This is a genomic window from Streptomyces sp. NPDC024555 (assembly GCF_055559335.1).
The window spans coordinates 536,447-559,647 of the sequence record NZ_JBVHKV010000002.1; the positions used below are offsets into that span (position 1 = coordinate 536,447).

22 protein-coding genes are annotated in these 23,201 nt (G+C 70.5%); 13 read left to right on the forward strand and 9 right to left on the reverse strand.

Translation table 11 applies throughout. The features are described 5' to 3' along the window. Positions 1–7 precede the first annotated feature (7 nt). Complete coding sequence (locus ACZ4FH_RS04990; protein WP_467302301.1) at positions 8–1,414, reverse strand: family 2B encapsulin nanocompartment shell protein; 1,407 nt, start codon at positions 1,412–1,414, stop codon at positions 8–10. A 180-nt stretch (positions 1,415–1,594) separates the two neighbouring features. On the opposite strand from ACZ4FH_RS04990, the gene ACZ4FH_RS04995 reads away from it, so the two are divergent. The 4 genes from ACZ4FH_RS04995 (at position 1,595) to ACZ4FH_RS05010 (ending at position 5,138) form a co-directional block, all read left to right on the forward strand. Further along, positions 1,595–2,050, forward strand: coding sequence for an RrF2 family transcriptional regulator (locus tag ACZ4FH_RS04995; RefSeq protein ID WP_467302303.1), 456 nt, complete (start codon positions 1,595–1,597; stop codon positions 2,048–2,050). A gap of 147 nt (positions 2,051–2,197) precedes the next feature. Next, entirely contained in the window at positions 2,198–3,394 is a 1,197-nt protein-coding gene (locus ACZ4FH_RS05000) for a globin domain-containing protein (protein ID WP_467302440.1), read from the forward strand. Between the two features lie 149 nt (positions 3,395–3,543). Then, positions 3,544–4,134 carry an N-acetylmuramoyl-L-alanine amidase gene (locus tag ACZ4FH_RS05005; RefSeq protein WP_383634852.1) on the forward strand — a complete coding sequence of 197 codons (591 nt, stop codon included), beginning with the start codon at positions 3,544–3,546 and terminating at the stop codon, positions 4,132–4,134. 47 nt (positions 4,135–4,181) lie between these two features. After that, positions 4,182–5,138: a 1-aminocyclopropane-1-carboxylate deaminase/D-cysteine desulfhydrase gene (locus ACZ4FH_RS05010; protein WP_467302305.1), complete on the forward strand. Its 957-nt coding sequence runs from the start codon at positions 4,182–4,184 to the stop codon at positions 5,136–5,138. On the opposite strand, the gene ACZ4FH_RS05015 is transcribed toward ACZ4FH_RS05010, so the two are convergent. Continuing rightward, entirely contained in the window at positions 5,117–6,715 is a 1,599-nt protein-coding gene (locus tag ACZ4FH_RS05015) for a Na+/H+ antiporter (protein ID WP_467302306.1), read from the reverse strand. The two genes, ACZ4FH_RS05010 and ACZ4FH_RS05015, sit on opposite strands and share 22 nt — an antisense overlap. 36 nt (positions 6,716–6,751) lie before the next feature. On the opposite strand from ACZ4FH_RS05015, the gene ACZ4FH_RS05020 reads away from it, so the two are divergent. The 3 genes from ACZ4FH_RS05020 to ACZ4FH_RS05030 all read left to right on the forward strand — a co-directional run bounded on the left by ACZ4FH_RS05020 (position 6,752) and on the right by ACZ4FH_RS05030 (position 8,635). Beyond that, positions 6,752–7,012 carry a UBP-type zinc finger domain-containing protein gene (locus ACZ4FH_RS05020; protein WP_467302308.1) on the forward strand — a complete coding sequence of 87 codons (261 nt, stop codon included), beginning with the start codon at positions 6,752–6,754 and terminating at the stop codon, positions 7,010–7,012. Positions 7,013–7,244: 232 nt separating this feature from the next. After that, on the forward strand, positions 7,245–7,658 hold the full coding sequence (locus ACZ4FH_RS05025) for an ATP-binding protein (RefSeq protein ID WP_383634845.1): 414 nt from the start codon (positions 7,245–7,247) through the stop codon (positions 7,656–7,658). Between the two features lie 23 nt (positions 7,659–7,681). Beyond that, positions 7,682–8,635 carry an RNA polymerase sigma factor SigF gene (locus ACZ4FH_RS05030; protein ID WP_467302442.1) on the forward strand — a complete coding sequence of 318 codons (954 nt, stop codon included), beginning with the start codon at positions 7,682–7,684 and terminating at the stop codon, positions 8,633–8,635. A 95-nt stretch (positions 8,636–8,730) separates the two neighbouring features. On the opposite strand, the gene ACZ4FH_RS05035 is transcribed toward ACZ4FH_RS05030, so the two are convergent. Next, positions 8,731–9,120 (reverse strand): hypothetical protein, encoded by a 390-nt coding sequence (locus ACZ4FH_RS05035; RefSeq protein WP_467302444.1) that lies wholly within the window; start codon positions 9,118–9,120, stop codon positions 8,731–8,733. Positions 9,121–9,354: 234 nt separating this feature from the next. Here ACZ4FH_RS05035 and ACZ4FH_RS05040 point away from each other — a divergent pair, with 234 nt between their 5' ends. Then, on the forward strand, positions 9,355–10,323 hold the full coding sequence (locus tag ACZ4FH_RS05040) for a diacylglycerol/lipid kinase family protein (protein ID WP_383634841.1): 969 nt from the start codon (positions 9,355–9,357) through the stop codon (positions 10,321–10,323). A 320-nt stretch (positions 10,324–10,643) separates the two neighbouring features. Continuing rightward, complete coding sequence (locus ACZ4FH_RS05045; protein WP_003953983.1) at positions 10,644–10,901, forward strand: WhiB family transcriptional regulator; 258 nt, start codon at positions 10,644–10,646, stop codon at positions 10,899–10,901. A gap of 179 nt (positions 10,902–11,080) precedes the next feature. Here ACZ4FH_RS05045 and ACZ4FH_RS05050 read toward each other — a convergent pair whose 3' ends face one another. Further along, complete coding sequence (locus tag ACZ4FH_RS05050) at positions 11,081–12,547, reverse strand: sensor histidine kinase (RefSeq protein ID WP_383635434.1); 1,467 nt, start codon at positions 12,545–12,547, stop codon at positions 11,081–11,083. A gap of 350 nt (positions 12,548–12,897) precedes the next feature. After that, complete coding sequence (locus tag ACZ4FH_RS05055; RefSeq protein ID WP_467302309.1) at positions 12,898–13,968, reverse strand: SIS domain-containing protein; 1,071 nt, start codon at positions 13,966–13,968, stop codon at positions 12,898–12,900. A 242-nt stretch (positions 13,969–14,210) separates the two neighbouring features. Between ACZ4FH_RS05055 and nagB the strand changes: the two genes are divergently transcribed. Then, the gene (nagB, locus tag ACZ4FH_RS05060; RefSeq protein ID WP_383634837.1) at positions 14,211–14,996 is read left to right on the forward strand and encodes a glucosamine-6-phosphate deaminase; all 786 of its coding nucleotides are present in this window, start codon (positions 14,211–14,213) and stop codon (positions 14,994–14,996) included. Positions 14,997–15,067: 71 nt separating this feature from the next. Here nagB and ACZ4FH_RS05065 read toward each other — a convergent pair whose 3' ends face one another. The 4 genes from ACZ4FH_RS05065 to ACZ4FH_RS05080 form a co-directional block, all read right to left on the reverse strand. Continuing rightward, complete coding sequence (locus tag ACZ4FH_RS05065) at positions 15,068–16,609, reverse strand: glycoside hydrolase family 3 protein (RefSeq protein ID WP_467302311.1); 1,542 nt, start codon at positions 16,607–16,609, stop codon at positions 15,068–15,070. An 8-nt stretch (positions 16,610–16,617) separates the two neighbouring features. Beyond that, a complete protein-coding gene (locus ACZ4FH_RS05070; RefSeq protein ID WP_467302312.1) occupies positions 16,618–17,475 on the reverse strand; it encodes a carbohydrate ABC transporter permease in 858 nt (285 codons plus the stop codon). Then, positions 17,472–18,467, reverse strand: coding sequence for a carbohydrate ABC transporter permease (locus ACZ4FH_RS05075; RefSeq protein WP_467302314.1), 996 nt, complete (start codon positions 18,465–18,467; stop codon positions 17,472–17,474). The genes ACZ4FH_RS05070 and ACZ4FH_RS05075 overlap by 4 nt, the downstream gene beginning before the upstream one ends. 135 nt (positions 18,468–18,602) lie before the next feature. After that, entirely contained in the window at positions 18,603–19,904 is a 1,302-nt protein-coding gene (locus ACZ4FH_RS05080; protein WP_383634829.1) for a sugar ABC transporter substrate-binding protein, read from the reverse strand. Between the two features lie 282 nt (positions 19,905–20,186). On the opposite strand from ACZ4FH_RS05080, the gene ACZ4FH_RS05085 reads away from it, so the two are divergent. The 3 genes from ACZ4FH_RS05085 to mctP all read left to right on the forward strand — a co-directional run bounded on the left by ACZ4FH_RS05085 (position 20,187) and on the right by mctP (position 23,097). Further along, entirely contained in the window at positions 20,187–20,957 is a 771-nt protein-coding gene (locus ACZ4FH_RS05085; protein ID WP_450685045.1) for a GntR family transcriptional regulator, read from the forward strand. 260 nt (positions 20,958–21,217) lie between these two features. Continuing rightward, a complete protein-coding gene (locus ACZ4FH_RS05090; RefSeq protein ID WP_383634827.1) occupies positions 21,218–21,472 on the forward strand; it encodes a DUF3311 domain-containing protein in 255 nt (84 codons plus the stop codon). Next, the gene (gene mctP / locus ACZ4FH_RS05095) at positions 21,469–23,097 is read left to right on the forward strand and encodes a monocarboxylate uptake permease MctP (RefSeq protein WP_467302317.1); all 1,629 of its coding nucleotides are present in this window, start codon (positions 21,469–21,471) and stop codon (positions 23,095–23,097) included. Before ACZ4FH_RS05090 ends, mctP begins: the two co-directional genes overlap by 4 nt. The last annotated feature ends 104 nt before the right edge of the window (positions 23,098–23,201 follow it).

The following is a 23,201-nucleotide window of genomic DNA, read 5'->3' on the forward strand; positions in this document are numbered from 1 at the left end:
CGCGGACTCACCGCCAGCGGCTGACCTCGACGTTCTCCAGGACACCGAGGGCGTCCGGGACGAGGACGGCCGCGGAGTAGTAGGCCGTCACGAGGTACGAGATGATCGCCTGCTCGTCGATGCCCATGAAGCGGACCGAGAGACTGGGCTCGATCTCGTCCGGGATGCCGGACTGCTGGAGGCCGATGACGCCCTGCTCCTGCTCGCCGGTCCTCATGCAGATGATCGAGGTGGTGCGGGCGTCGGAGACCGGGATCTTGTTGCACGGGAAGATCGGGACGCCGCGCCAGGCCGGCACGTGGTGGCCGCCGACGTCGACGCTCTCGGGCACCAGACCGCGCTTGTTGCACTCGCGGCCGAAGGCGGCGATGGCGCGGGGGTGGGCGAGGAAGAGCTTGGATCCCCGGCGGCGCGAGAGCAGTTCGTCCATGTCGTCGGGGCTCGGCGCCCCGTCGTGCGGCTGGAGCCGCTGGCCGTAGTCGCAGTTGTTGAGCAGGCCGAACTCGCGGTTGTTGATGAGCTCGTGCTCCTGGCGCTCGCGCAGCGCCTCGACCGTGAGCCGCAACTGCTGCTCGGTCTGGTTCATCGGCTGGTTGTAGAGGTCGGCCACCCTGCTGTGGACCTTCAGGACGGTCTGGGCGACGCTCAGTTCGTACTCGCGCGGCGCCGCCTCGTAGTCCACGAAGGTGTGCGGGACGACGGCCTCGCCGACATGGCCCGCGGAGAGGTCGATCTCCGCCTCGCCGTACTTGTTGGTGCGCTGCTGCGGAAGGGCGAGCAGTCCGTCCAGGTGGGCGCGGAGCGCGGGGGCGCGCTCGGCGAGGTTGAGCACATCGGCCCGGGACAGGGTCAGGACCGTGCAGTCGGTGACGGCGCGTGCCGTGTACTCCCAGGTGGCGTCGCCGGCGATGAGGGAGTGGTCCCCGAAGTACGCCCCGTCGGCGAGGACGCCCAGCTTCGTCTCGTCGCCGTAGGGTCCGGTGCCGGTCTTCTCGACCTTGCCGTGCGCCAGCAGGAAGACCTGGTCCGCGTCGTCCCCGGCGGTGGCCAGGACCTGGCCGGCCGGGATCTCCCGCTGCTCGCACCGCCGGGCCAGCTCGGCCAGCGCCTCCTCGTCCGAGAAGTCCCTCAGGGCCGGAAGCTCCCCCAGCTCCGCGGGGATGACCGCGACCCGGCCCCCGGTCTGCACGAACGTGACCCGGCCGTCGCCGACCGAATAGCTCAGTCGGCGGTTCACCCGGTAGGTGCCGCCCTGCACCTGCACCCACGGCAGCATCTTCAGCAGCCACCGCGAGGTGATCTCCTGCATCTGCGGAGCGGACTTGGTGGTCGTCGCGAGGTTCCGCGCCGCTGCCGTCCCCAGACTCTGCTGCGGGGGCAGCTGCGCGTTCTGAACCTCTTCACCAACGGACATCTGTCGTCCTCTCGAATCATCGGCTGACCTGCGAGAAGAAGCCTTTCAGCATGAGGACTCGGGACGCCATTACACAAAAGAGTGTGACTAATCGGCCTTTGGGATGGGCACAACGGCGCGCGATGCCGCCACCCTCCATTAATTTGCATCCGCCATGCAAATTCACCTACCGTGACCGGCATGCGGCTGACGAGATTCACGGACGTGGCACTGCGCGTGCTGATGCGTCTCGCCGTCGTCACGGACACCGACGAGCACCCGCCGACCACCCGCGAGGTGGCGGCGACGATGCAGGTGCCGTACTCGCACACCGCGAAGGTGGTGGCCCGCCTCCAGCACCTCGGCCTGGTCGAGGCGCGGCGCGGCCGGGGCGGCGGTCTCGCCCTCACCGGAGCGGGCCGCACGGCCTCCATCGGCGCGCTGGTGCGCGAGCTGGAGGGCCCGGAGGACGTCGTCGAGTGCGAGGGCGCCACCCCGTGCCCGCTGCGCTCGGACTGCCGGCTGCGCCACGCGCTGCGCGCGGCCACGGAGGCCTTCCACGCCTCGCTCGACCCGCTCACCGTCGCCGAACTGGTCGCCTCTCCCACCGGCCCCCTGCTGCTCGGCATCGGCCGGCGGCCCCCGCCGGACGCCTGAGAGCGCGCCGGCGAGGCCCCTCGCACCCGCACCGGCCCAGCCGCACACCCCGAACCACCCCCCGCCGCAGGAGCCCCGCGGCCGGGCTCCTACACTGCCCTTAAATACGCATCTCAGATGCCAATTCAAAGAACCGAGGAGGATCCGATGCTCTCCGAGCAGTCGACCGCCACCGTCCGTGCCACCCTGCCCGCCGTCGGCGCGGCCATCGGGGACATCGCCGATCTCTTCTACACGAAGCTCTTCGACGCCCACCCGGAGCTGCTGCGCGACCTGTTCAACCGCGGCAACCAGGCCTCCGGCGCGCAGCGCCAGGCGCTCGCCGGCTCCATAGCCGCGTTCGCGACGCAGCTGGTCGAGCGGCCCGGCACCCGCCCGGACGTGATGCTCGACCGCATCGCGCACAAGCACGCCTCGCTCGGTGTCACCCCGGACCAGTACGAGGTCGTGCACACCCATCTGTTCGCGGCCATCGCCGAGGTGCTGGGCGAGGCGGTGACCCCCGAGGTCGCCGCGGCCTGGGACGAGGTCTACTGGCTGATGGCCAACGCGCTCATCGCCGTCGAGGAGCGGCTCTACGCGCAGCAGGGCGTCGTCGCCGGGGACGTCTGGCGCGCGTGGGAGGTCGTCGGCCGCACCGAGGAGACCCCGGACGTCGCGAGCTTCCGCCTCCGCCCCGCCGACGGCTCGCCCGCCCCCGCCTTCCGCCCCGGCCAGTACGTGTCCGTCCAGGTCGAACTGGCCGACGGGGCCCACCAGATACGCCAGTACAGCCTCTCCTCCGCCCCCGGCTCCCCGTACCGCACCATCACCGTCAAGCGCGTGCTCGGCGACAACGCCCCCGACGGCGAGGTCTCGCGCCATCTGCACGCCCACGTCCGCGAGGGCGACCGGCTCCGCGTCTCCGCGCCGTACGGCGACCTCGTCCTGAAGTCCGAGGACGCCCCCCTCCTGCTGGCCTCCGCCGGCATCGGCTGCACCCCGATCCTCGCGATGCTGGAGCACCTGGCGGGAACCGGCCACAGCGCCCCGGTCACCGTGGTGCACGGCGACCGCTCCCCCGCCGACCACGCGCTGCGCGCCGACCACGCCCTGTTCACCGGGAAGCTGCCGGACTCCGCCGCGCACTTCTGGTACGAGAACCCGGAGCCGGGTCACCCCGCCGACCGCACCGGTCTGGTCGACCTGTCCGCGGTGACGGTCGCCTCCGGCACCCACGCCTACCTCTGCGGCCCGCTGCCCTTCATGCGCGCCGTGCGCACCCAGCTGCTCGCCAAGGGCGTCCCGGCCGCCGACATCCACTACGAGGTCTTCGGCCCGGACCTCTGGCTCGCCCAGGACTGAAACGCCGCGCCGCGCACCCGGAATTGACCGGATCGGCTCGCACAGCGTCCGAACAGGGCCCCGGAACACTCGCCCGAGTGGTCCGGGGCCCCACGCGTCGGGTAGAAGCGCTGTACGGACATACTCCCCCACGTACGAAGGAGTCGGTCATGTCCACACCCATGTCCGCGAGCACCTTCCTCGCCGCCCTGAAGAACGAGGGGCTCACCGTGGTCCAGGTCGGCGACTGGCGTACGCACAACCGCAACCACAAGGGCGCCTGGGGACCCGTCAACGGTGTGATGATCCATCACACCGTCACCCGGGGCACCGCGTCCACCGTCCGGATCTGCCGCGACGGCTACCCGGCCCTGCCGGGACCGCTCTGCCACGGGGTGATCGCCAAGGACGGCCGGGTCCACCTCGTGGGCTACGGCCGGGCCAACCACGCCGGTCTCGGCGACGACGACGTGCTGCGCGCGGTGATCGCCGAGAAGGGCCTGCCGCCCGACAACGAGGCCAACACCGACGGCAACCGGCACTTCTACGGCTTCGAGTGCGAGAACCTCGGCGACGGCGAGGACCCCTGGCCCGCCGTCCAGCTCGACGCCATCGCGCGGGCCTCGGCCGCCGTCTGCCGCCACCACCGCTGGACGTCCCGCTCGGTCATCGGCCACCGCGAGTGGCAGCCCGGGAAGGTCGATCCGCGCGGCTTCTCCATGACGTCGATGCGCACGCGCATCCAGGAACGCCTGAAGTAGCCGGCGGCCCGCCCCGGCCGCCACCGGGGAGCGGCGACAATGGAGGCATGCCCGCCACGCCTCCCGGGGTGCCGGACCGGGGCCCGGACCTCTCCGGGCTGCGGCCGGCGCTCCCCTCGCCCCTCCGGCCCGTCGACGACGAGCGGTTCGCCCGCCGCGGCGTCACGCTCCTCCTCAAGCGCGACGACCTGATCCACCCGGACCTGCCGGGCAACAAGTGGCGCAAACTCGCCCCGAACATCGCCGCCGCGGCCGGCCGGCCCCTGCTGACCTTCGGCGGGGCCTACTCCAACCATCTGCGGGCCACGGCCGCCGCGGGCCGGCTGCTGGGCTTCGGCACCGTCGGGATCGTCCGCGGCGACGAGCTGGCCGGCCGCCCCCTGAACCCCTCGCTCGCCCGGTGCGCGGCCGACGGGATGCGGCTGCGCTTCGTGGACCGCCGGACCTACCGGGCGAAGGACGACCCCGGCGTCCTGGCGGAGCTGCTGAGGGGCCACGAGGACTGCGTGGTCGTCCCGGAGGGCGGCAGCAACGCCGCGGCCGCGCGCGGCTGTACGGAGCTGGGGCGCGAACTGCGCGGGGCGGCGGACGTGGTGGCGGTCGCCTGCGGAACCGGCGGCACGCTGGCCGGGCTCGCCGCCGGACTGGCCCCCGGTCAGCGCGCCCTCGGCGTCCCGGTGCTGCGCGGCGGCTTCCTCGGCGACACCGTGCGCGCCCTCCAGCACGAGGCGTTCGGCGGGCCGGCCGGCGACTGGCGGCTGGAGGAGCGCTTCCACTTCGGCGGCTACGCCCGGACCACCCCCGCGCTGCACGCCTTCGCCGACGCGTTCGAGGACCGCCACGGACTGCCGGTCGAACGGCTCTATGTGGCCAAACTCCTGTACGCCCTCACCGCGCTCGCCGAGGAGGGTGCCTTCCCGGCCGGCACCACGGTCGCGGCCGTCGTCACCGGGCGCCCGGAGCCGGCCGGTGACGCCCCGGCTCAGCCGGACTCCTCCCGGTAGGCCGCCGCCTCCTCCAGGTCCAGCCGCCTCAGCAGGGTGCGCATCATCTCGTCGTCGATGCTCCGCTCGTCCCGCAGCCGGACGAAGACCTCGCGCTCGGCCTCGATCATCTCGCCGGCCAGCCGGCGGTAGGTGTCGTCGGCGGACTCCCCGGTGACCGGGTTGGCCGCGCCCAGCCGTTCCCACACGGCGTTGCGGCGGCGCTCCAGCACGGTGCGCAGCCGGTCCGTGAGGGGCTGGGGCAGATGGTTGCGCCGGTCGGCGAGCAGCTCCTCCAGACGCGCCTCGGCCGCCGCGGACGCCTGGCTCTGGGCCTGCGCCTCGGCCAGCGTCTCGGCCCGCGCGTCACGACCGGGGAGCTTCAGCAGGCGTACGAGCACCGGCAGGGTGAGGCCCTGGATCACCAGGGTGCCGATGACCGTGGTGAAGGTGAGGAACAGCACGAGGTTGCGGGCCGGGAAGTCGTCGCCGGCGCTCGTCACCATCGGGATGGAGAAGGCGATGGCCAGCGAGACGACCCCGCGCATCCCGGCCCAGCCGACGATCAGCGGCGAGGTCCAGTTGGTCTCGGGCTCCCTTCTCCTGATGCGCGCGGACAGCACGCGCGGCAGATAGGTGGCGGGGTAGACCCAGACGAACCGGACCACGACGACCGCCAGGAACACCGCGACCGCGTACCAGAGGGCCTCGTCGACGGCGTACGCGCCGAGCCCCTTCAGGACGACGGGCAGCTGGAGGCCGATCAGGGTGAAGACGGCCGACTCCAGGACGAACGCGACCATCTTCCAGACGGCCGCCTCCTGGAGCCGGGTGGCGAAGTCGACCTGCCAGGAGCGGTGGCCCAGATAGAGGGCGACGACGACCACGGCGAGCACACCCGAGGCGTGCACGCGCTCGGCCGCCGCGTAGGCGACGAAGGGGATCAGCAGCGACAGGGTGTTCTGGAGGAGCGGTTCGGTCAGGTGGGTGCGCAGCCAGTGCAGCGGCACCATGAGGAGCAGGCCGACCCCGACGCCGCCGACCGAGGCCAGCAGGAACTCCCCGACGCCCTCGCCCCAGCTCATCCCCTCGCCCACGGCGGCGGCCAGCGCCACCTTGTAGGCGGTGATCGCGGTGGCGTCGTTCACCAGGGACTCGCCCTGGAGGATCGTGGTGACGCGGGCCGGGAGACCGACCCTGCGGGCGATGGCCGCGGCGGTCACGGCGTCCGGCGGGGCGATCACCGCGCCGAGCACCAGGGCCGCGGTGAGCGGCAGATCGGGCACCAGCCGGTACGCCAGCCACCCCACCGCCACCGTCGCGAACAGTACGTAGCCGACCGAGAGCAGCGCGACGGGGCGGACGTTGGCCCGCAGGTCCAGGTACGAGCTGTCCACCGCGGCGGTGTAGAGCAGCGGCGGCAGCAGGAGCGGAAGCACGATGTGCGCGTCCAGGGTGTAGTCGGGCACCCCCGGCACGTACGCCCCGATCAGCCCCAGGGCCACCAGCAGCAGGGGGGCGGGCACCGGGGTCCGGCGGGCCAGTCCCGCCACCGCGGCGCTCGCCGCGACCAGTGCCACCAGGGGCAGAGCGTCCATCTCGGAGGTCCTCACATCCGTCGTAACCTGGCCATCATGAGTGAGTGCCCGCACGTCTCGAATCTGCCGCGCCCCGAACCCACACCCCTCACGGTGACCTGTCCCGGGTGCGAGGAGACCGGCACCCACCCCGTACAGCTGCGACTCTGCCTGATATGCGGCCATGTCGGCTGCTGCGATTCCTCGCCCGGACAGCATGCGACGGGGCACTTCAAGGAGACCGGTCACGCGGTGATGCGGAGCTTCGAACCCGGCGAGAGCTGGCGCTGGTGCTTCGAGGACGGTTCGATCGTGTGACGTCTGGGTACGTCAAACCGGCGCCTGTTGTTCGTAATTGACCACCACACACCCCTAGGCACTGTGTGTGCTCATGGGCTTACCATGAGTGACAGTCATGGGACGGGGTTTCGACGACACGGCATCATGGATCGCGATAGCGTCGCCGGACCAAGAACCGAAGACGTACCACATGGCTCCGGGGCGCCCTTCCCGGATCCTCGAACGAGTTTGTGCCACCTTGGAGGTGAGGGTGTCCCAGATCGCAGGCGAGCCCGGGAATCAGGACTTCGTAGAGGTCCGGCTGCCCGCTGCGGGTGCCTACCTGTCGGTGCTGAGAACGGCCACGGCCGGTCTCGCAGCCCGTTTGGACTTCACGCTCGACGAGATCGAGGACCTTCGCATCGCGGTCGACGAGGCCTGCGCGATCCTGCTCCAGCAGGCCGTGCCCGGTTCCGTCCTCAGCTGCGTGTTCCGGCTCGTCGACGATTCGCTCGAGGTGACGGTGGCGGCACCGACCACCGACGGCCGGGCACCGGAGCGCGACACCTTCGCCTGGACGGTGCTCTCCGCACTGGCCGGAAAGGTCGACTCCTCGGTCGGCGACGACAACACGGTCAGCATCAGCCTGTACAAACAGCGCGGCGCGGGACCCGGGCCGGCGTGAGCGACGGGAACGGGGACGGTCCGGTGCGGGACGAGACGATCCGACCGGGGGTGGCGCGCCCAGCGGGCATCCCCGAGCAGCAGGCCCTGCCTCATCCGGTGGACGGGGCGGACCTCGCCCGTGCGGTGGACGGGGTGCAGAGGCCCGCGGGCCGTACGGTCGCGGTGGAGCAGTCGCAGGCGGAGCGGGCAGGCCAGATGAGCGAGCACGGACACCACGACCCACACGACCGCAGCGGGGCGCGGGCGTTGTTCATCGAGCTGGGCAAGCTGCCCGACGGCTCGCCGGAGAAGGCCGAGCTGCGCAACCGGCTGGTGCGGATGCATCTGCCGCTGGTGGAGCATCTGGCCCGGCGCTTCCGCAACCGCGGGGAGCCGCTGGACGACCTCACCCAGGTCGCCACGATCGGTCTGATCAAGTCGGTGGACCGCTTCGACCCGGAGCGCGGCGTCGAGTTCTCGACGTACGCGACGCCGACGGTCGTCGGCGAGATCAAGCGGCACTTCCGCGACAAGGGCTGGGCGGTGCGGGTGCCGCGCCGTCTCCAGGAGCTGCGGCTCTCGCTGACCTCGGCGACCGCGGAGCTCTCCCAGCTGCACGGCCGCTCGCCCACGGTGCACGAACTGGCGGAGCGGCTGGGCATCTCCGAGGAAGAGGTCCTGGAGGGGCTGGAATCGGCCAATGCGTACAGCACGCTCTCGCTGGACGTGCCGGACACGGACGACGAGTCCCCCGCGGTCGCGGACACGCTGGGTTCGGAGGACGAGGCCCTGGAGGGCGTCGAGTACCGGGAGTCGCTGAAACCGCTGCTGGAGGACCTTCCGCCGCGCGAGAAGCGGATCCTGCTGCTGCGGTTCTTCGGCAACATGACCCAGTCGCAGATCGCGCAGGAGGTCGGCATCTCGCAGATGCACGTCTCCCGGCTGCTGGCCCGCACCCTGGCCCAGCTGCGCGAGCGGCTGCTCGTCGAGGAGTAGGCGTCCGCACGGGAGGACCCCGGCGGGAGACTTCCGGCGGGAGACTTCCGGCGGGAGGACCCCGGCGGAGGAGTCCGACGGGTGGCGGACCGGGTTCAGGCCCCGGTGTCCGTGCCGGGGTCCGCCCCAGGCCTGCGGATGCCGAGGGCCTGGATGGTCGCGGGCCTGGCCAGCTGGAAGAGCGCGGTGAGCGCGACGGCGGCGAGCACGATCCCGGCGGGGATCAGCGCGCCGTGCGAGCGGAGGAGGGTCCAGGCCACCGGCAGCGCGATGATCTGCGTGATCAGCGCCGGTCCCCGGCTCCAGCTGCGGCGGCGGAGCAGTCCCCGGGCGGCGGCCAGCGGGATCAGCCCGAGCGCGATCAGCGTCAGCCCGCCCATCTCCGCCTGCTGCGGACTGTCCGGGCGGCCGAGCAGTCCCATGACGAGCATGTAGACGCCGCCGACGACGAGGGCGGCGCCCTCCAGGACGTTGAGTCCGGCCACGAGCGCGATCCTGGCCGGTTTGGGGGGCTCGGCCATCGGCAGCGGCGAGGGCGCGTTCTCCTGAGTACTCACCCCTGCAGGTTGGCATCCCGGGGCCGCGAAAGCGAAGCCGGGGTCGCCGTGCCGCCGGCCCGGCTCCGCCGCGTGGGCCCACCGCGCCCGCACCCTCACGCAGCGTGATGCCCTGCGGGCAGGACTTCAGACCCGTGCGCCGCGATAGGTAGTCTGGCGGTCATGCGCGCACTTCTCGTGGTCAATCCAGCTGCTACCACCACCAGTGCGCGGACCCGTGACGTGCTCATCCACGCGCTGGCCAGCGAGATGAAGCTGGAGGCCGTGACCACGGAGTACCGCGGGCACGCGCGGGACCTGGGACGGCAGGCCGCCGAGAGCGACGACATCGATCTCGTGGTGGCCCTCGGCGGCGACGGCACGGTCAACGAGGTCGTGAACGGGCTGCTGCACAACGGCCCCGACATCGACCACCTGCCGAAGCTGGCCGTGGTCCCCGGCGGCTCCACCAATGTCTTCGCCCGCGCCCTCGGGCTGCCGAACGACGCGGTGGAGGCGACCGGCGCGATCCTGGACGCCCTGGCGAACCGTACGGAGCGCACGGTGGGGCTCGGTCTGGCGGCCGGCACCCCGGGCTCCGAGGACGAATCCGTGCCCGCGCGCTGGTTCACCTTCTGCGCCGGTCTCGGATTCGACGCGGGTGTGGTCGGCCGGGTCGAACAGCACCGGGAGCGCGGCAAGCGTTCGACGCACGCGCTCTATGTGCGCCAGGTCGTCCGGCAATTCCTGGAGGAACCGAACCGGCGCAAGGGAGCGATCACGCTGGAGGTGCCCGGACAGGATCCGGTCACCGATCTGGCGCTCTCCATAATCTGCAACACGGCGCCCTGGACGTATCTGGGGAACAAGCCGATGTACGCCTCCCCCCGCGCCTCCTTCGACACCGGGCTCGACGTCCTCGGCCTGCGGAAACTCTCCACCCCGGCGGTCACCCGCTACGCGACCCAGCTGCTGACGTCGAGCCCCGAGAAGGGCCCGCGCGGCAAGCACGCCGTTTCCCTGCACGACCTCACGGACTTCACCTTGCATTCCAAGGCGCCGCTGCCCTTCCAGATGGACGGCGACCACTTGGGACTGCGTACGAGTGTGACGTTCACAGGCGTTCGCCGTGCACTGCGTGTGATTGTGTGAGTGGAAGGGACCAAAGTCCTTTAACTCGAACGTTTGGACTGGGCTCCACCCTCTAGAAGTACGGCTGTGACCTAGCCGACACCGAGGAATCAAAAAAAACTTTCCAGAAGGGGTTGTATCCGTCGCCGAGGTTTGCGAATCTCTACATGGCGATCGGGACGGCCCGCAACACCAGCCTCCACTGAGAGCCAGAACCCCTCCTCACCGCACAGGTCCACAACCAGTTCATCTGGGCGTCGGCCCGACTCGTGCGGAGGGATTCGTGAAAGCGTTCACATTCACAAGCAACAGTTACGTAATACCAAGGAGAGGTAGCAGCCATGGACTGGCGTCACAACGCCGTTTGTCGTGAGGAAGACCCCGAGCTGTTCTTCCCCATCGGCAACACCGGTCCTGCGCTGCTGCAGATCGAGGAAGCCAAGGCCGTCTGCCGTCGCTGCCCCGTCATGGAGCAGTGCCTGCAGTGGGCGCTCGAGTCCGGCCAGGACTCCGGCGTCTGGGGTGGCCTCAGCGAGGACGAGCGCCGCGCAATGAAGCGCCGCGCCGCTCGTAACCGGGCGCGCAACGCCAGCGCCTGACCGACGCCACCGCTACGAACCTCAGCCAGGCGGCGCGTACAGCGCGTACGCACCATCCCGCCCCCCGAGTCGCAGCGCGCAGTACCCCCGAAGCGCATGCTTGACCAGAGAGCCCGGACCGTCACCCACGGTCCGGGCTCTCTGCTGTGCGCGCCGCCGCCCGAGGGCGGCGGCGGAGACTACTTCTCGGCGCGGACCGGAATGTCGAGGACCACCTGCGTCCCGCGCTCCGGAGCGGGGACCATGCCGAAGGTGCCGCCCAGCTCCCCCTCCACCAGGGTCCGCACGATCTGGAGTCCGAGGTTGCCGGCCCGCTGCGGGTCGAAGCCCTCGGGCAGTCCGCAGCCGTCGTCCTGCACGGTGATCAGCAGCCGCGCCTCGGCGGACGGGCCGCCGCGGACCGCGGAGACCTCGACGGTGCCCGACTCGGCGACGCCGAAGGCGTGTTCCAGGGCGTTCTGCATCACTTCGGTGAGAACCATCGCCAGTGGGGTGGCCACTTCGGCGTCGAGGATGCCGAACCGTCCGGTGCGGCGGCAGGTGACCTTGCCGGGCGAGATCTCCGCGACCATCGCGATGACCCGGTCGGCGATCTCGTCGAACTCCACCCGCTCGTCCAGATTCTGGGACAGCGTCTCATGGACGATGGCGATCGAACCGACGCGCCTGACCGCCTCGTTGAGCGCCTCCCGGCCCTGGGGGGAGTCCATCCGGCGGGCCTGGAGCCTCAACAGGGCGGCCACCGTCTGGAGGTTGTTCTTCACCCGGTGGTGGATCTCCCGGATGGTGGCGTCCTTGGTGATCAACTCGCGTTCGCGGCGGCGCAGTTCCGTGACGTCGCGGAGCAGGACCAGGGAGCCGATGCGGACGCCCTTGGGCTTGAGCGGGATGGCACGGAGCTGGATGACCCCGCCGGCGCACTCGACCTCGAACTCACGGGGCGCGTAGCCGCTGGCCATTTTGACCAGGGCCTCGTCCACCGGGCCCCGGGAGGGGGCGAGTTCGGCGGTGATGCCGCCGAGGTGCTGGCCGACCAGGTCGGAGGCGAGGCCGAGCCGGTGGTAGGCGGAGAGGCCGTTGGGGCTGGCGTACTGCACCACGCCGTCGGCGTCGAGCCGGATCAGCCCGTCGCCGACCCGGGGCGAGGCGTCCATGTCGACCTGCTGGCCGGGGAAGGGAAAGGATCCGGCCGCGATCATCTGCGCCAGATCGGAGGCGGACTGGAGGTAGGTGAGCTCCAGCCGCGAGGGGGTGCGGACGGTGAGGAGGTTGGTGTTGCGGGCGATGACGCCGAGGACCCGGCCCTCCCTGCGGACGGGGATCGACTCGACCCGTACGGGCACCTCCTCGCGCCACTCCGGGTCGCCCTCGCGCACGATCCGGCCCTCGTCCAGAGCGGCGTCCAGCAGCGGCCTGCGGCCGCGCGGCACCAGATGGCCGACCATGTCGTCCTGGTAGGAGGTGGGGCCGGTGTTGGGCCGCATCTGGGCCACGGACACATAGCGGGTGCCGTCGCGGGTGGGGACCCAGAGAACGAGGTCGGCGAAGGACAGGTCGGAGAGCAGCTGCCATTCCGAGACCAGCAGGTGGAGCCATTCCAGGTCGGAATCGCTCAGGGCGGTGTGCTGGCGTACGAGGTCGTTCATGGAGGGCACGGGTGCGAGCGTACCCGCGCACGCGCACAGCGCCGAACCGGGCGGCCCGCCCGTCCGTGCATACAGAAGGGCCGGAAATTGTCGTACCCCACAGATGGACAGGGGTTAATGGTCTAGTCCACAATGCTCAAGACAAGGCTCCGCTCTCCCCGCACAGGAGGGCGGAACGAGGCCGCCGCGCTCTCTGCCCTGACCGCGCAGGCGCCTCCCCCCGGCCGGGGGCACCGCACACCGCCGGCCGAGCCGGCCGCCCGCGAGGGCGGTCCTCCTCCGGGCTGCGGTGCCGGTCGGGCTGAGGGTCCCGGCCAGGCGCCGCGGCCCGCGGGTTTTTCCGGACCCGGTCAGCGGGTCTCGGTGACCTTGGCGAGCGCGCGCGGCGCGTCGGGGTCCTGGCCCCGGGCGATCGTCACCTCGTAGGCGAGCAGTTGCAGCGGCAGGATCTCCAGCACCGGCTGGACCTCCTCGGCGACCCCGGCCGTCGGCAGCACGAAGCCCGCCGAGGCCTCCTCCACCCGCGGCCCCGCCCCGACCACGAAGAGATCGGCGCCCCGCCCGCGCAGCCGGTCGAGCACGGGCCGCAGGGCCTCGCCGCCCCGGCCCTCGGGGACCACGGCGATCACCGGGGAGACGTTGTCGACCATGGCGAGCGGGCCGTGCAGGAGGTCCGCTCCGGAGTAGGACAGCGCGGGGATGTAGCTGGTCTCCATGAGCTTGAGCGCGGCCTCCTTGGCCGTCGGGTAGCCGTAGCCGCGCGAGGTGATGACCATGCGCCCGGCGAAGCGGTAGCGGGACGCCAGGGCCCGCACCTCGTCCCGGCGGGCCAGGACCGCCTCCGCGAGGTCCGGCAGGACCTCGGCGGCCGCCCCGTCGCCGCCCCTCAGGCCCTCCGTGAAGAGGTAGAGGGAGAGCAGCGAGGCGGTGTACGTCTTGGTGGCCGGGAGGGCCTTCTCCGGGCCCGCCAGGATGTCGATGTGGTATTCGGAGACCGCGGCCAGCGGCGAGTCCGGGCTGTTGGTCACGGCCAGGGTGACGGCTCCCGCCTCCCGGGCCGCGCGGGTGGAGGCGACCAGGTCGGGCGAGCCGCCGGACTGGCTGACGGTGACGACCAGGACGTCCCTGAGGTCGGGCTTCGCGCCGTACGCGGTGGTGGTGGACATCGAGGCCAGTCCGCAGGGCAGCCCGAGGTTGATCTCCAGCAGGTACTTCGCGTACAGCGCGGCGTTGTCGGAGCTGCCGCGCGCGGTGAGCAGGACGAAGCGGGGGGCGCGGGCGGCGATCTCGGCGGCCACCGCGCGGATGGCGGGGGCCCCTCGGCCGAGGACGCGGCGGAGCATCGCGGGCTGCTCGGCCATCTCCCCGGCCATGATCCGGCCGGGACGCTCGTTCTCGTCCGCCGGGTACGTGGCGGTCATGTCTGGTACCTCCCGCGCGGTGTCGCGATGCATGGGTCCCAGTCGACCACGGGGGCCGGGGGGCCACCAGCGGACCGCGGGCCGGGGGCCACCAGCGGACCGCGGGGGCGGGTCGCCCGGACGGCCTTCCGCCGTTCGCCCGACGGGCCCCCCACAGCCGTGTCCGGGGGCGCGAGTTCTGCTAGATTATGCCTTTGATTGGTCTATACCACATGACGTCACTCTAGATCGGCAGGCCCCGCGTGGAAGTTGTCATCGTCCCGGACGCCAAGGCAGGCGGCGAACTGATCGCAGAGGCCATCGGTGCCCTGCTCGGCCGTAAGCCCGACGCACTTCTCGGCGTTGCCACCGGCTCGACCCCGCTGCCCATCTACCAGGCGCTGGCCGCCAAGGTCCGCTCCGGCGCCGTGGACGCCTCGCGCGCCCGGATCTGCCAGCTCGACGAGTACGTCGGGCTGCCGGCGGGCCACCCGGAGTCCTACCGCTCCGTGGTGCTGCGCGAGGTCGTCGAGCCGCTCGGCCTCTCCGAGTCCTCCTTCATGGGCCCCGACGGCAGCGCCGAGGACGTCCAGGCCGCCTGTGAGGCGTACGACAAGGCGCTCGCCGAGGCGGGCGGGGTCGACCTCCAGCTGCTCGGCATCGGCACCGACGGCCACATCGGCTTCAACGAGCCGTGCTCCTCGCTGGCCTCCCGCACCCGGATCAAGACGCTGACCGAGCAGACCCGGGTCGACAACGCGCGCTTCTTCGACGACGACATCGAGCAGGTGCCGCACCACGTCATCACCCAGGGCATCGGCACGATCCTGGAGGCCCGGCACCCGATCCTGCTCGCCACGGGCGAGGGCAAGGCGGACGCGGTGGCCCAGACGGTGGAGGGTCCGGTCGCCTCGATCGTGCCCGCATCGGCGCTCCAGCTGCACCCGCACGCGACGGTCGTCGTCGACGAGGCGGCGGCCTCCAAGCTGAAGCTGGCCGACTACTTCCGCGCCACCTACGCGGCGAAGCCGGCCTGGCAGGGCATCTGAACCGGCGTACGCGAAAGGGCCGGGACACCGTTCGGTGTCCCGGCCCTCTCGTCTCGGGTGGCCCCGGGGCGTCAGGCGCCCGTGTGGCCGGCCACGATGACCTCGGCGGCCGCCGTGCCGCAGACCCGCGCGGCGCCGTGCGTGGCGATGTGCAGGGCTCCCCGGGGCTCGGCCTGGGGCACGCCCATCTCGACCACGACCGTGTCGGGACGGCTCTCCAGCAGCGCGTCGAGCGCCCCCGCCATCCACGCGTGGCGGTGCGCGTCGCGCACCACCGCGACGATGCGCCGCTCCCCCGCGGCCGCGAGCACCGCGGCCGCCGGGTCCTCGGCGCCGCCGTCGTACGTGTCGGTCCCGGTGCCCGGCACCAGCCGGGCCAGCTCGGCGGCGACGCCCCAGGGGGTCTCGTCGCCGACCGCGATGTTGGCGACCGGGGTGAACGCGGCCACGTAGGCCGGGCCGGTCAGCGGCTCGGCGGAGCCGGTGACCTTCACCGCGCGGCGCGCGGCGATCAGGCCGATGTCGGACGGGACACCGTGTCCGGTGCCGGGCGCGGTCCCCTCCTGCACTGCCGCGCCCGGCTCCGGGACAGCCCCCCGGACCCGCTGCGTCCAGGACGCGAGGGCCCTCACCCGGGCAGCGGCGTCGGCCAGCCGCTCCTCGGGCAGATCACCGGTGCGGACGGCCGCGACGAGGGCGTCGCGCAGCCGCAGGACCGTTTCGTCATCGTCGAGGCCGCCGCCGACGCACAGGGCGTCGGCACCCGCCGCGATCGCGAGGACGGAGCCCCGCTCGATGCCGTACGTCGAGGCGATGGCCTGCATCTCCACGGCGTCGGTGACGATCAGGCCCTCGTAGCCCAGCTCCCGGCGCAGCAGACCGGTGAGGATCTGCGGGCTGAGGGTGGCGGGGCGGTCCGGGTCGAGCGCCGGGAGCAGGATGTGCGCGCTCATCACGGACTTGGAGCCGGCCGCGATGGCCGCCCGGAACGGGACCAGTTCGCGGGCGTGCAGGGTCTCCAGGTCCACGTCGATGCGGGGCAGCGCGTGATGGGAGTCGACCGCGGTGTCGCCGTGCCCCGGGAAGTGCTTGGTGCAGGCGGCGACGCCGGCGGCCTGGAGGCCCTCGACGTAGGCGGCGGTGTGCCGGGCGACCAGGTGGGGGTCGGCGCCGAAGGAGCGGACGCCGATGACCGGGTTGCCGGGGTTGGAGTTGACGTCCGCGGAGGGCGCCCAGTTGAGGTTGACGCCGCAGGCGGCGAGCCGGCGGCCCAGCTCCCGGGCGACGTCGCGGGTCAGGTCGGTGTCGTCGACGTGGCCGAGCGCGAGGTTGCCCGGGAAGGACGAGCCGTGGCGCACCTCCAGCCGTGTGACGTCACCGCCCTCCTCGTCGATCGCGACGAGGACGTCGTCGCGCTCGGCCCGGAGCTGGGCGGTGAGCGCGGCGAGCTGCTCGGGCGATTCGATGTTGCGGCCGAAGAGGCCGACGGAGGAGAGGCCTTCGGAGACCCGGCGCAGCAGCCACTCGGGAGCCGTGGTGCCGGTGAAGCCCGGCTGGAGCACCGCGAGGGCGTCGCGCGTGACGGTGTCCGTGCTGGAAACGAGGGTGGTCATGGGAGGCGTTATCCCTTCACGGCGCCGGAGGTGAGGCCGGTTGCCATGTGCTTCTGCACCAGCAGGAAGAAGGCCACGACCGGAATGGCGATCAGTGTGGATGCGGCCATCAGCGCGCCGTAGTCGATGCCTCGCGAGGTCGTGAAGTTCATCAGCCACACGTTGAGGGTGTACTTGTCGTTGTCCTGGAGGACGACGTAGGCGAGCAGGTACTCGTTCCAGGCCGTGATGAGCGAGAAGATCGAGGCGGCGGCGAGGCCGGGGGCCAGCAGCGGGAAGGTGACCCGCCAGAAGGCGCCCATCCGGCTGCAGCCGTCGACCATGGCCGACTCCTCCAGCTCCTGCGGGATGTTGATCACGAAGCCGCGGATCATCCAGGTGGCGAACGGCAGGGTGGAGACGAGGTAGATGACGATGACGCCCCAGTACTCGTTCAGCCCGCCGAGGTCGTTCAGCTGGATGTAGATGGGGATCAGCATGGCCGTCGGGGGCAGCAGCTGGACGACGAGCAGCACGATCATGAAGAACTTGCGGCCGCGGAACTGGAACCGGCCGATGGCGAACGCGGCGATGGTCGCGAGCAGCATGCCGCCCAGGACGGCGACGCCGCAGACGATCAGGCTGGACTCGATGGCCGTGCCGAAGTTCGGCTGCTTGATCGCGCGCGAGAAGTTGTCGAACGTGATCGACGACGGCCAGAGCGTCTGGTCGTAGCTGCGGATCTCGGCGTTGGGGCGCAGGGCGCTGATGACCAGCCAGTAGACCGGGAAGGCCATGAGCACGAAGGCCACGAGGCCGGCGATGTTGTAGCCGATCCGGCTCTTCTTGCGGTCCGGGCGGAGGACCTGGGGGGTGGAGGTGCTCACTCGACCTCTCCGATCTTGAGCAGCTGGCGCAGGTAGTACACGGCGACGCCGGACAGCAGCAGGACCGTGATGAGCGAGATGGCAGCGCCCTGGCTGAACGAGTTGGACTCGAATGCCTTCTCGAACGAGTAGATGCCGAGGACGGAGTACTCCGGCTCCGGCTTGTTGCCGCGCATCAGGAAGATCTGGGCGAAGACGTTGAAGTCCCACAGCACGGAGAGGGTGGCGACCATCTGGAAGACGGGCTTGATGACCGGCCACGTGACGTAGCGGAAGACCCCGGTGGTTCCGGCACCGTCCAGGGACGCGGCCTCCTCCAGCTCCTTGGGGACCTGGGTGAGCGCGGCGTAGAGCGTCACGGTGACGAAGGGGATGGCTCCCCAGACGACGACCGAGCCGATGATGACGAAGCCCTGCTTCGGGTCGAGGAACCAGTTGTGGCCCTGCGCGTCGATCCCGAGGTACTTGTCGAGCACCATGTTGAGGACGCCGTAGTCGGAGTCCGCGAACCACCGGAAGATGGAGGTGGCGACCAGCAGCGGCATCGACCAGGCGGCGACCAGCGCGGCGGTCAGCAGCAGCCGGACCCAGGTGGACATCCGCTGCATGATCATGGCCAGGCCGAGCCCGCCGGCCATGGTGGCGGCCACGCAGACGACCATGAAGATGATCGTCCGCCAGACGACGTCCCAGAACTCGCCGTCGCCGAGGATGTTGGTGAACTGGTCGAATCCGACCCAGGGAGCGTCCGCGCCGGACCACAGCTCGCGCCGGCCCACGTCCTGGAAGGACATGATGACGGTCTTGATGAACGGCCAGACGAAGACTGCGGCGATGGCGATGAACGCCGGTGCTATGAGGAGGTACGGCAGCAGAGCGCCGGCCTTCCGCGGTTTACGGTTCACGTTTCTCGCGAGCTGAGGATCCGCACCCTCAGGGGCCCGCGGGACGGACACCGGCGGGTCGGCTGCTTTCATATCGGCGGCACTCATTGTGCTTGCCTTCCGTTTCGGACCGGGTACCGGAGGACGGGGGTGGCAGCCCCTTTCGGGCCCACCACCCCCGTGGACGATCAGATGAGTCGGTGCCTCACACGCTCACCGGCTCGGACTCCGTGAGCTCGGGGCTCAGGACTCCTTGTTGATCATCGAGTCGATCTCCGCGTCGGCGGCCTTGGTGGCCTCCTCGACCGACTTGCCCTTGATGATGTCGAGCAGCATGATCTCGAGCGTTTCCTTCTTCTCGATCGCGGTCCAGCCGGGGGCGATCGGGGTGAACCAGGCGTCCGGCACGGCGTTGGCGATGGCCGCGGTCTCCGGCTTGGCCTTCAGGGGCTCAAGCTGCTTGGTGTTGTTCGGAAGGATGTTCTTCGAGGCGAGAACCTCCTCCGACTTCTCGGAGGTGAACATCGAGATCCACTCCTCGCCGAGATCCTGGATCTTCGACTTGGAGATGGTGGCGAGGTCGGAGCCGCCGATGAAGGAGGGGAGCGCCTTGCCGTTCGGGCCGGGCATACCCGCCGTGAGGATCTTGTCCTTCAGCTTCGGGTTGCCGTTCGCCTTGGAGTCGACGACGCTGCCGGCCTCCCAGCCGTTGCCGTAGAGAAGAGCGGTCTTCTCGTTGGCCATGACGTTGGCGTGGTCCGCCTCGTCCTTGGTCTTGTCGCCGTGGTTGTACTTCTTGACGAGCTCGACGAAGTCGGTGATGCCCTTCTGGGCCTCCGGCGTCGACAGAGTGGACTTCCACTCCTTCTTGCCCTCGTCGTACTTGGCGATGGACCCGCCCTCGGCGGCGACGTAGGACATCGCGGCGTACCAGTAGCGGCCCGGCAGGTACAGCGGCGAGAACGCCTTGTCCTTGCCGTACTTCTCGCCGATCTTGTCGAGCGCGGCGGTCAGCTCGTCCTGGGTGGCGGGGAGGGTGTCCTTGCCGGTGCCGGCCTTGAACATGTCCTTGTTGTAGATCGCTACGCGGGCGCCGGCGTAGTAAGGAACGCAGTACTGCTTGCCCTCGAAGGAGCAGGTGTCCTTGAGACCCTTGATCCAGGTGTCCGAGTTCTCGTACTTCTTCGGGTCGATCTCGCCGAGGGCCCCGTTGAGGATGTAGGTCATCGTCTCGGTGTTACCGAGCTCGACCACGTCCGGGTACTTGTCGCCGGCCAGAGCGGCGTCCAGCTTCTTGGCCTTGTCCGCCCACGTCTGGTACTGGACGTTGACCTTGACGTTGGGGTACTTCGCCTTGAACTGGCTGTTGACGTCCTTGACCAGTTCGGGCCACGTGCTCTGCGCGTCCGACATCAGCCAGACAGTGAGCGTTTCCTTGCGGTCCTTCGGGTCCTTCGACGACGCCTTGTCGTCGTCCGAACCACACGCCGCGATGGAAACCAACATGCCCGCGACGCCGATCGCCGCGATGAGCTTGCGCTTCACGCCACCCTCCTCAGGGATGCTGCAACCCCCTGCCACCACGCAAGACAACGCCGACGAGTACTGCTGGGGCTGGGACCTGGTCTTTAATGGTTTAGACCAGTACCGGGAGCTTGGCCTAGACCTTTAGGGGTGTCAAGGGTGTATAAGAAGTGCACTCGCGTCCGTTATAGGACCGACACCTGAGGGAGGGCGACGAGCCGTGACCGGACCGTGCCACCATGTGAGCCGCGACAGACGGAGGAGCCGGTGACGGCAGCAACGCAGCAGTCGGGAAGGCGGGCCATGGGTGCCGACGGGGGCAGTGCGGAGAACGAGACGGGCGCGGGTGCGGGCACGCGCACCGCACGCGTCCCGAAGTACTACCGGCTGAAGCGACATCTCCTCGACATGACGGACACCATGCCGCCGGGCACACCCGTGCCCCCGGAGCGGACCCTGGCCGCCGAGTTCGACACCTCGCGCACCACCGTGCGCCAGGCGCTCCAGGAGCTGGTCGTGGAGGGCCGGCTGGAGCGCATCCAGGGGAAGGGGACCTTCGTCGCCAAGCCGAAGGTCTCGCAGGCCCTGCAGCTGACCTCGTACACCGAGGACATGCGCGCCCAGGGGCTGGAACCCACGTCCCAGCTCCTGGACATCGGCTATGTGACGGCCGACGACACCCTGGCCGGGCTGCTCGACATCAACGCGGGCGGGCGGGTGCTGCGGATCGAGCGGCTCCGCCTGGCCAGCGGTGAGCCGATGGCCATCGAGACCACCCATCTCTCGGCCAAACGCTTCCCGGCGCTGCGGCGTTCGCTCGTGAAGTACACCTCCCTCTACACGGCCCTGGCCGAGGTGTACGACGTGCGGCTGGCCGAGGCCGAGGAGACCATCGAGACCTCGCTGGCCACCCCGCGCGAGGCCGGTCTGCTCGGTACGGACGTGGGCCTGCCGATGCTGATGCTGTCCCGTCACTCGCTGGACGAGCAGGGCGAGCCCGTCGAGTGGGTGCGGTCGGTCTACCGGGGCGACCGGTACAAGTTCGTGGCGCGTCTGAAGCGGCCGCTGGACTGACCGGGGCGGCCTCTTCCGGCCACCGGAACCGAAGCCCCCGTGGGAGCCCTTCCACGGGGGCTTTCCGCTGCCCGGAATCGGCACCCGCACCCTCATTGGTCTGGACCAACTCCCCGACACATAAGGCCATTTCGACCAGCCGTACGCCTCACGAGGACCGTTGCCGGACCGCAATGCGGACGGGGGGTGACGGTGGCCGGGACACTGCCCTAGATTTCCTGCGCATTACAGGTGCTCAGCGAGGGGACGGAGTCGCCGCCATGTCAGCAGATCCTGACGAGAAACCACCCACCATCACCCCGGTCCGGGTGGTCATCGCCCTGTGCCTCGTCGCGCCGTTCGTGGCGATGCTGTGGGTCGGTTCGTACGCGAAGATCGACCCGACCTTCATCGGGATCCCGTTCTTCTACTGGTACCAGATGCTCTGGGTGCTCATCTCCACGGCACTCACCATGATCGCGTACAAGCTGTGGCAGCGCGACCAGCGCGCCCGCAAGGGGGGTGAGTCGGCATGAAGGACGGCGTGAACGGCGTCGCGCTCGGCGTCTTCATCTTCTTCTTCGTGGCCGTGACCGTCATGGGCTTCATGGCGGCCCGCTGGCGCAAGGCGGAGAACGAGGCCAGCCTCGACGAATGGGGCCTGGGCGGACGGTCGTTCGGCACCTGGGTCACCTGGTTCCTGCTCGGCGGCGACCTCTACACCGCGTACACCTTCGTCGCCGTCCCGGCGGCGATCTACGCGGCGGGCGCGGCCGGCTTCTTCGCGGTGCCCTACACCATCCTGGTCTACCCGCTGATCTTCACCTTCCTGCCCCGGCTCTGGTCGGTGTCGCACAAGCACGGCTACGTCACCACCTCGGACTTCGTCCGGGGCCGCTTCGGTTCCAAGGGGCTGTCGCTGGCGGTCGCCGTCACCGGCATCCTGGCGACCATGCCGTACATCGCGCTCCAACTCGTCGGCATCCAGGCGGTGCTGGACGTGATGGGCGTCGGCGGCGGCGAGAACACCAACTGGTTCGTCAAGGACCTGCCGCTGCTGCTCGCGTTCGCGGTGCTCGCCGCGTACACCTACTCCTCCGGGCTGCGCGCGCCCGCGCTGATCGCCTTCGTCAAGGACGGGCTGATCTACCTGGTCATCGCCGTGGCGATCATCTACATCCCGATCAAGCTCGGCGGCTTCGACGACATCTTCTCCGCCGCGGCGGACAAGTTCGCCGGGCCGCCCGGCGGCAAGCCGACCGGGGCGCTGGCCCCGGGCGAGGCCGGGCACTGGGGATACGCCACGCTGGCACTCGGCTCCGCGCTGGCGCTGTTCATGTACCCGCACTCGATCACGGCGACGCTCTCCAGCCGCAGCCGTGACGTGATCCGCCGCAACACCACGATCCTGCCGCTGTACTCGCTGATGCTGGGCCTGCTCGCCCTGCTCGGGTTCATGGCGATCGCCGCCGGGGTCAAGGTGGACAACGGCCAGCTGGCGATCCCGCAGCTGTTCGAGAACATGTTCCCGGACTGGTTCGCGGGCGTGGCCTTCGCCGCCATCGGCATCGGCGCGCTGGTGCCCGCCGCGATCATGTCCATCGCGGCGGCCAACCTGTTCACCCGCAACATCTACAAGGACTTCCTGAAGCCCGACGCGACGCCCGAGCAGGAGACCAAGGTCTCCAAGCTGGTGTCGCTGCTGGTGAAGGTCGGCGCCCTCGCCTTCGTCCTCACCATGGACAAGACGGTCGCGATCAACTTCCAGCTGCTGGGCGGGATCTGGATCCTCCAGACCATGCCGGCCCTGGTCGGCGGGCTCTTCACCCGCTGGTTCCACCGCTGGGCGCTGCTGGCCGGCTGGGCGGTCGGCATGATCTACGGCACCGCCGCCGCGTACGGGGTGGCGAGCCCGACGCAGAAGCACTTCGGCGGCTCCTCCAAGGAGATCCCGGGCCTCGGCGAGATCGGCTACATCGGTCTGACCGCCTTCGTGCTCAACGTCGTCGTGGTGGTGGTCCTCACGTTCGTGCTGAACGCCCTGAAGGCCCCCGCGGGCGTCGACGAGACCTCCCCGGAGGACTACACGGCGGACTCGGGCGACCCGGGGGTGTCCGAGGTGCTCCCGCCGGCCACCGCCGGTGCGCCGGGCGGCCACTGACACGAGGTCACGGGCCGTCGCACCCCCGCGGGCCGGGGGCGCGGCGGCCCGTTCGCGCGCGGGCGCGGTAACCCGGTTGCGGACCGGGCGGGGGTGTGGGGCAC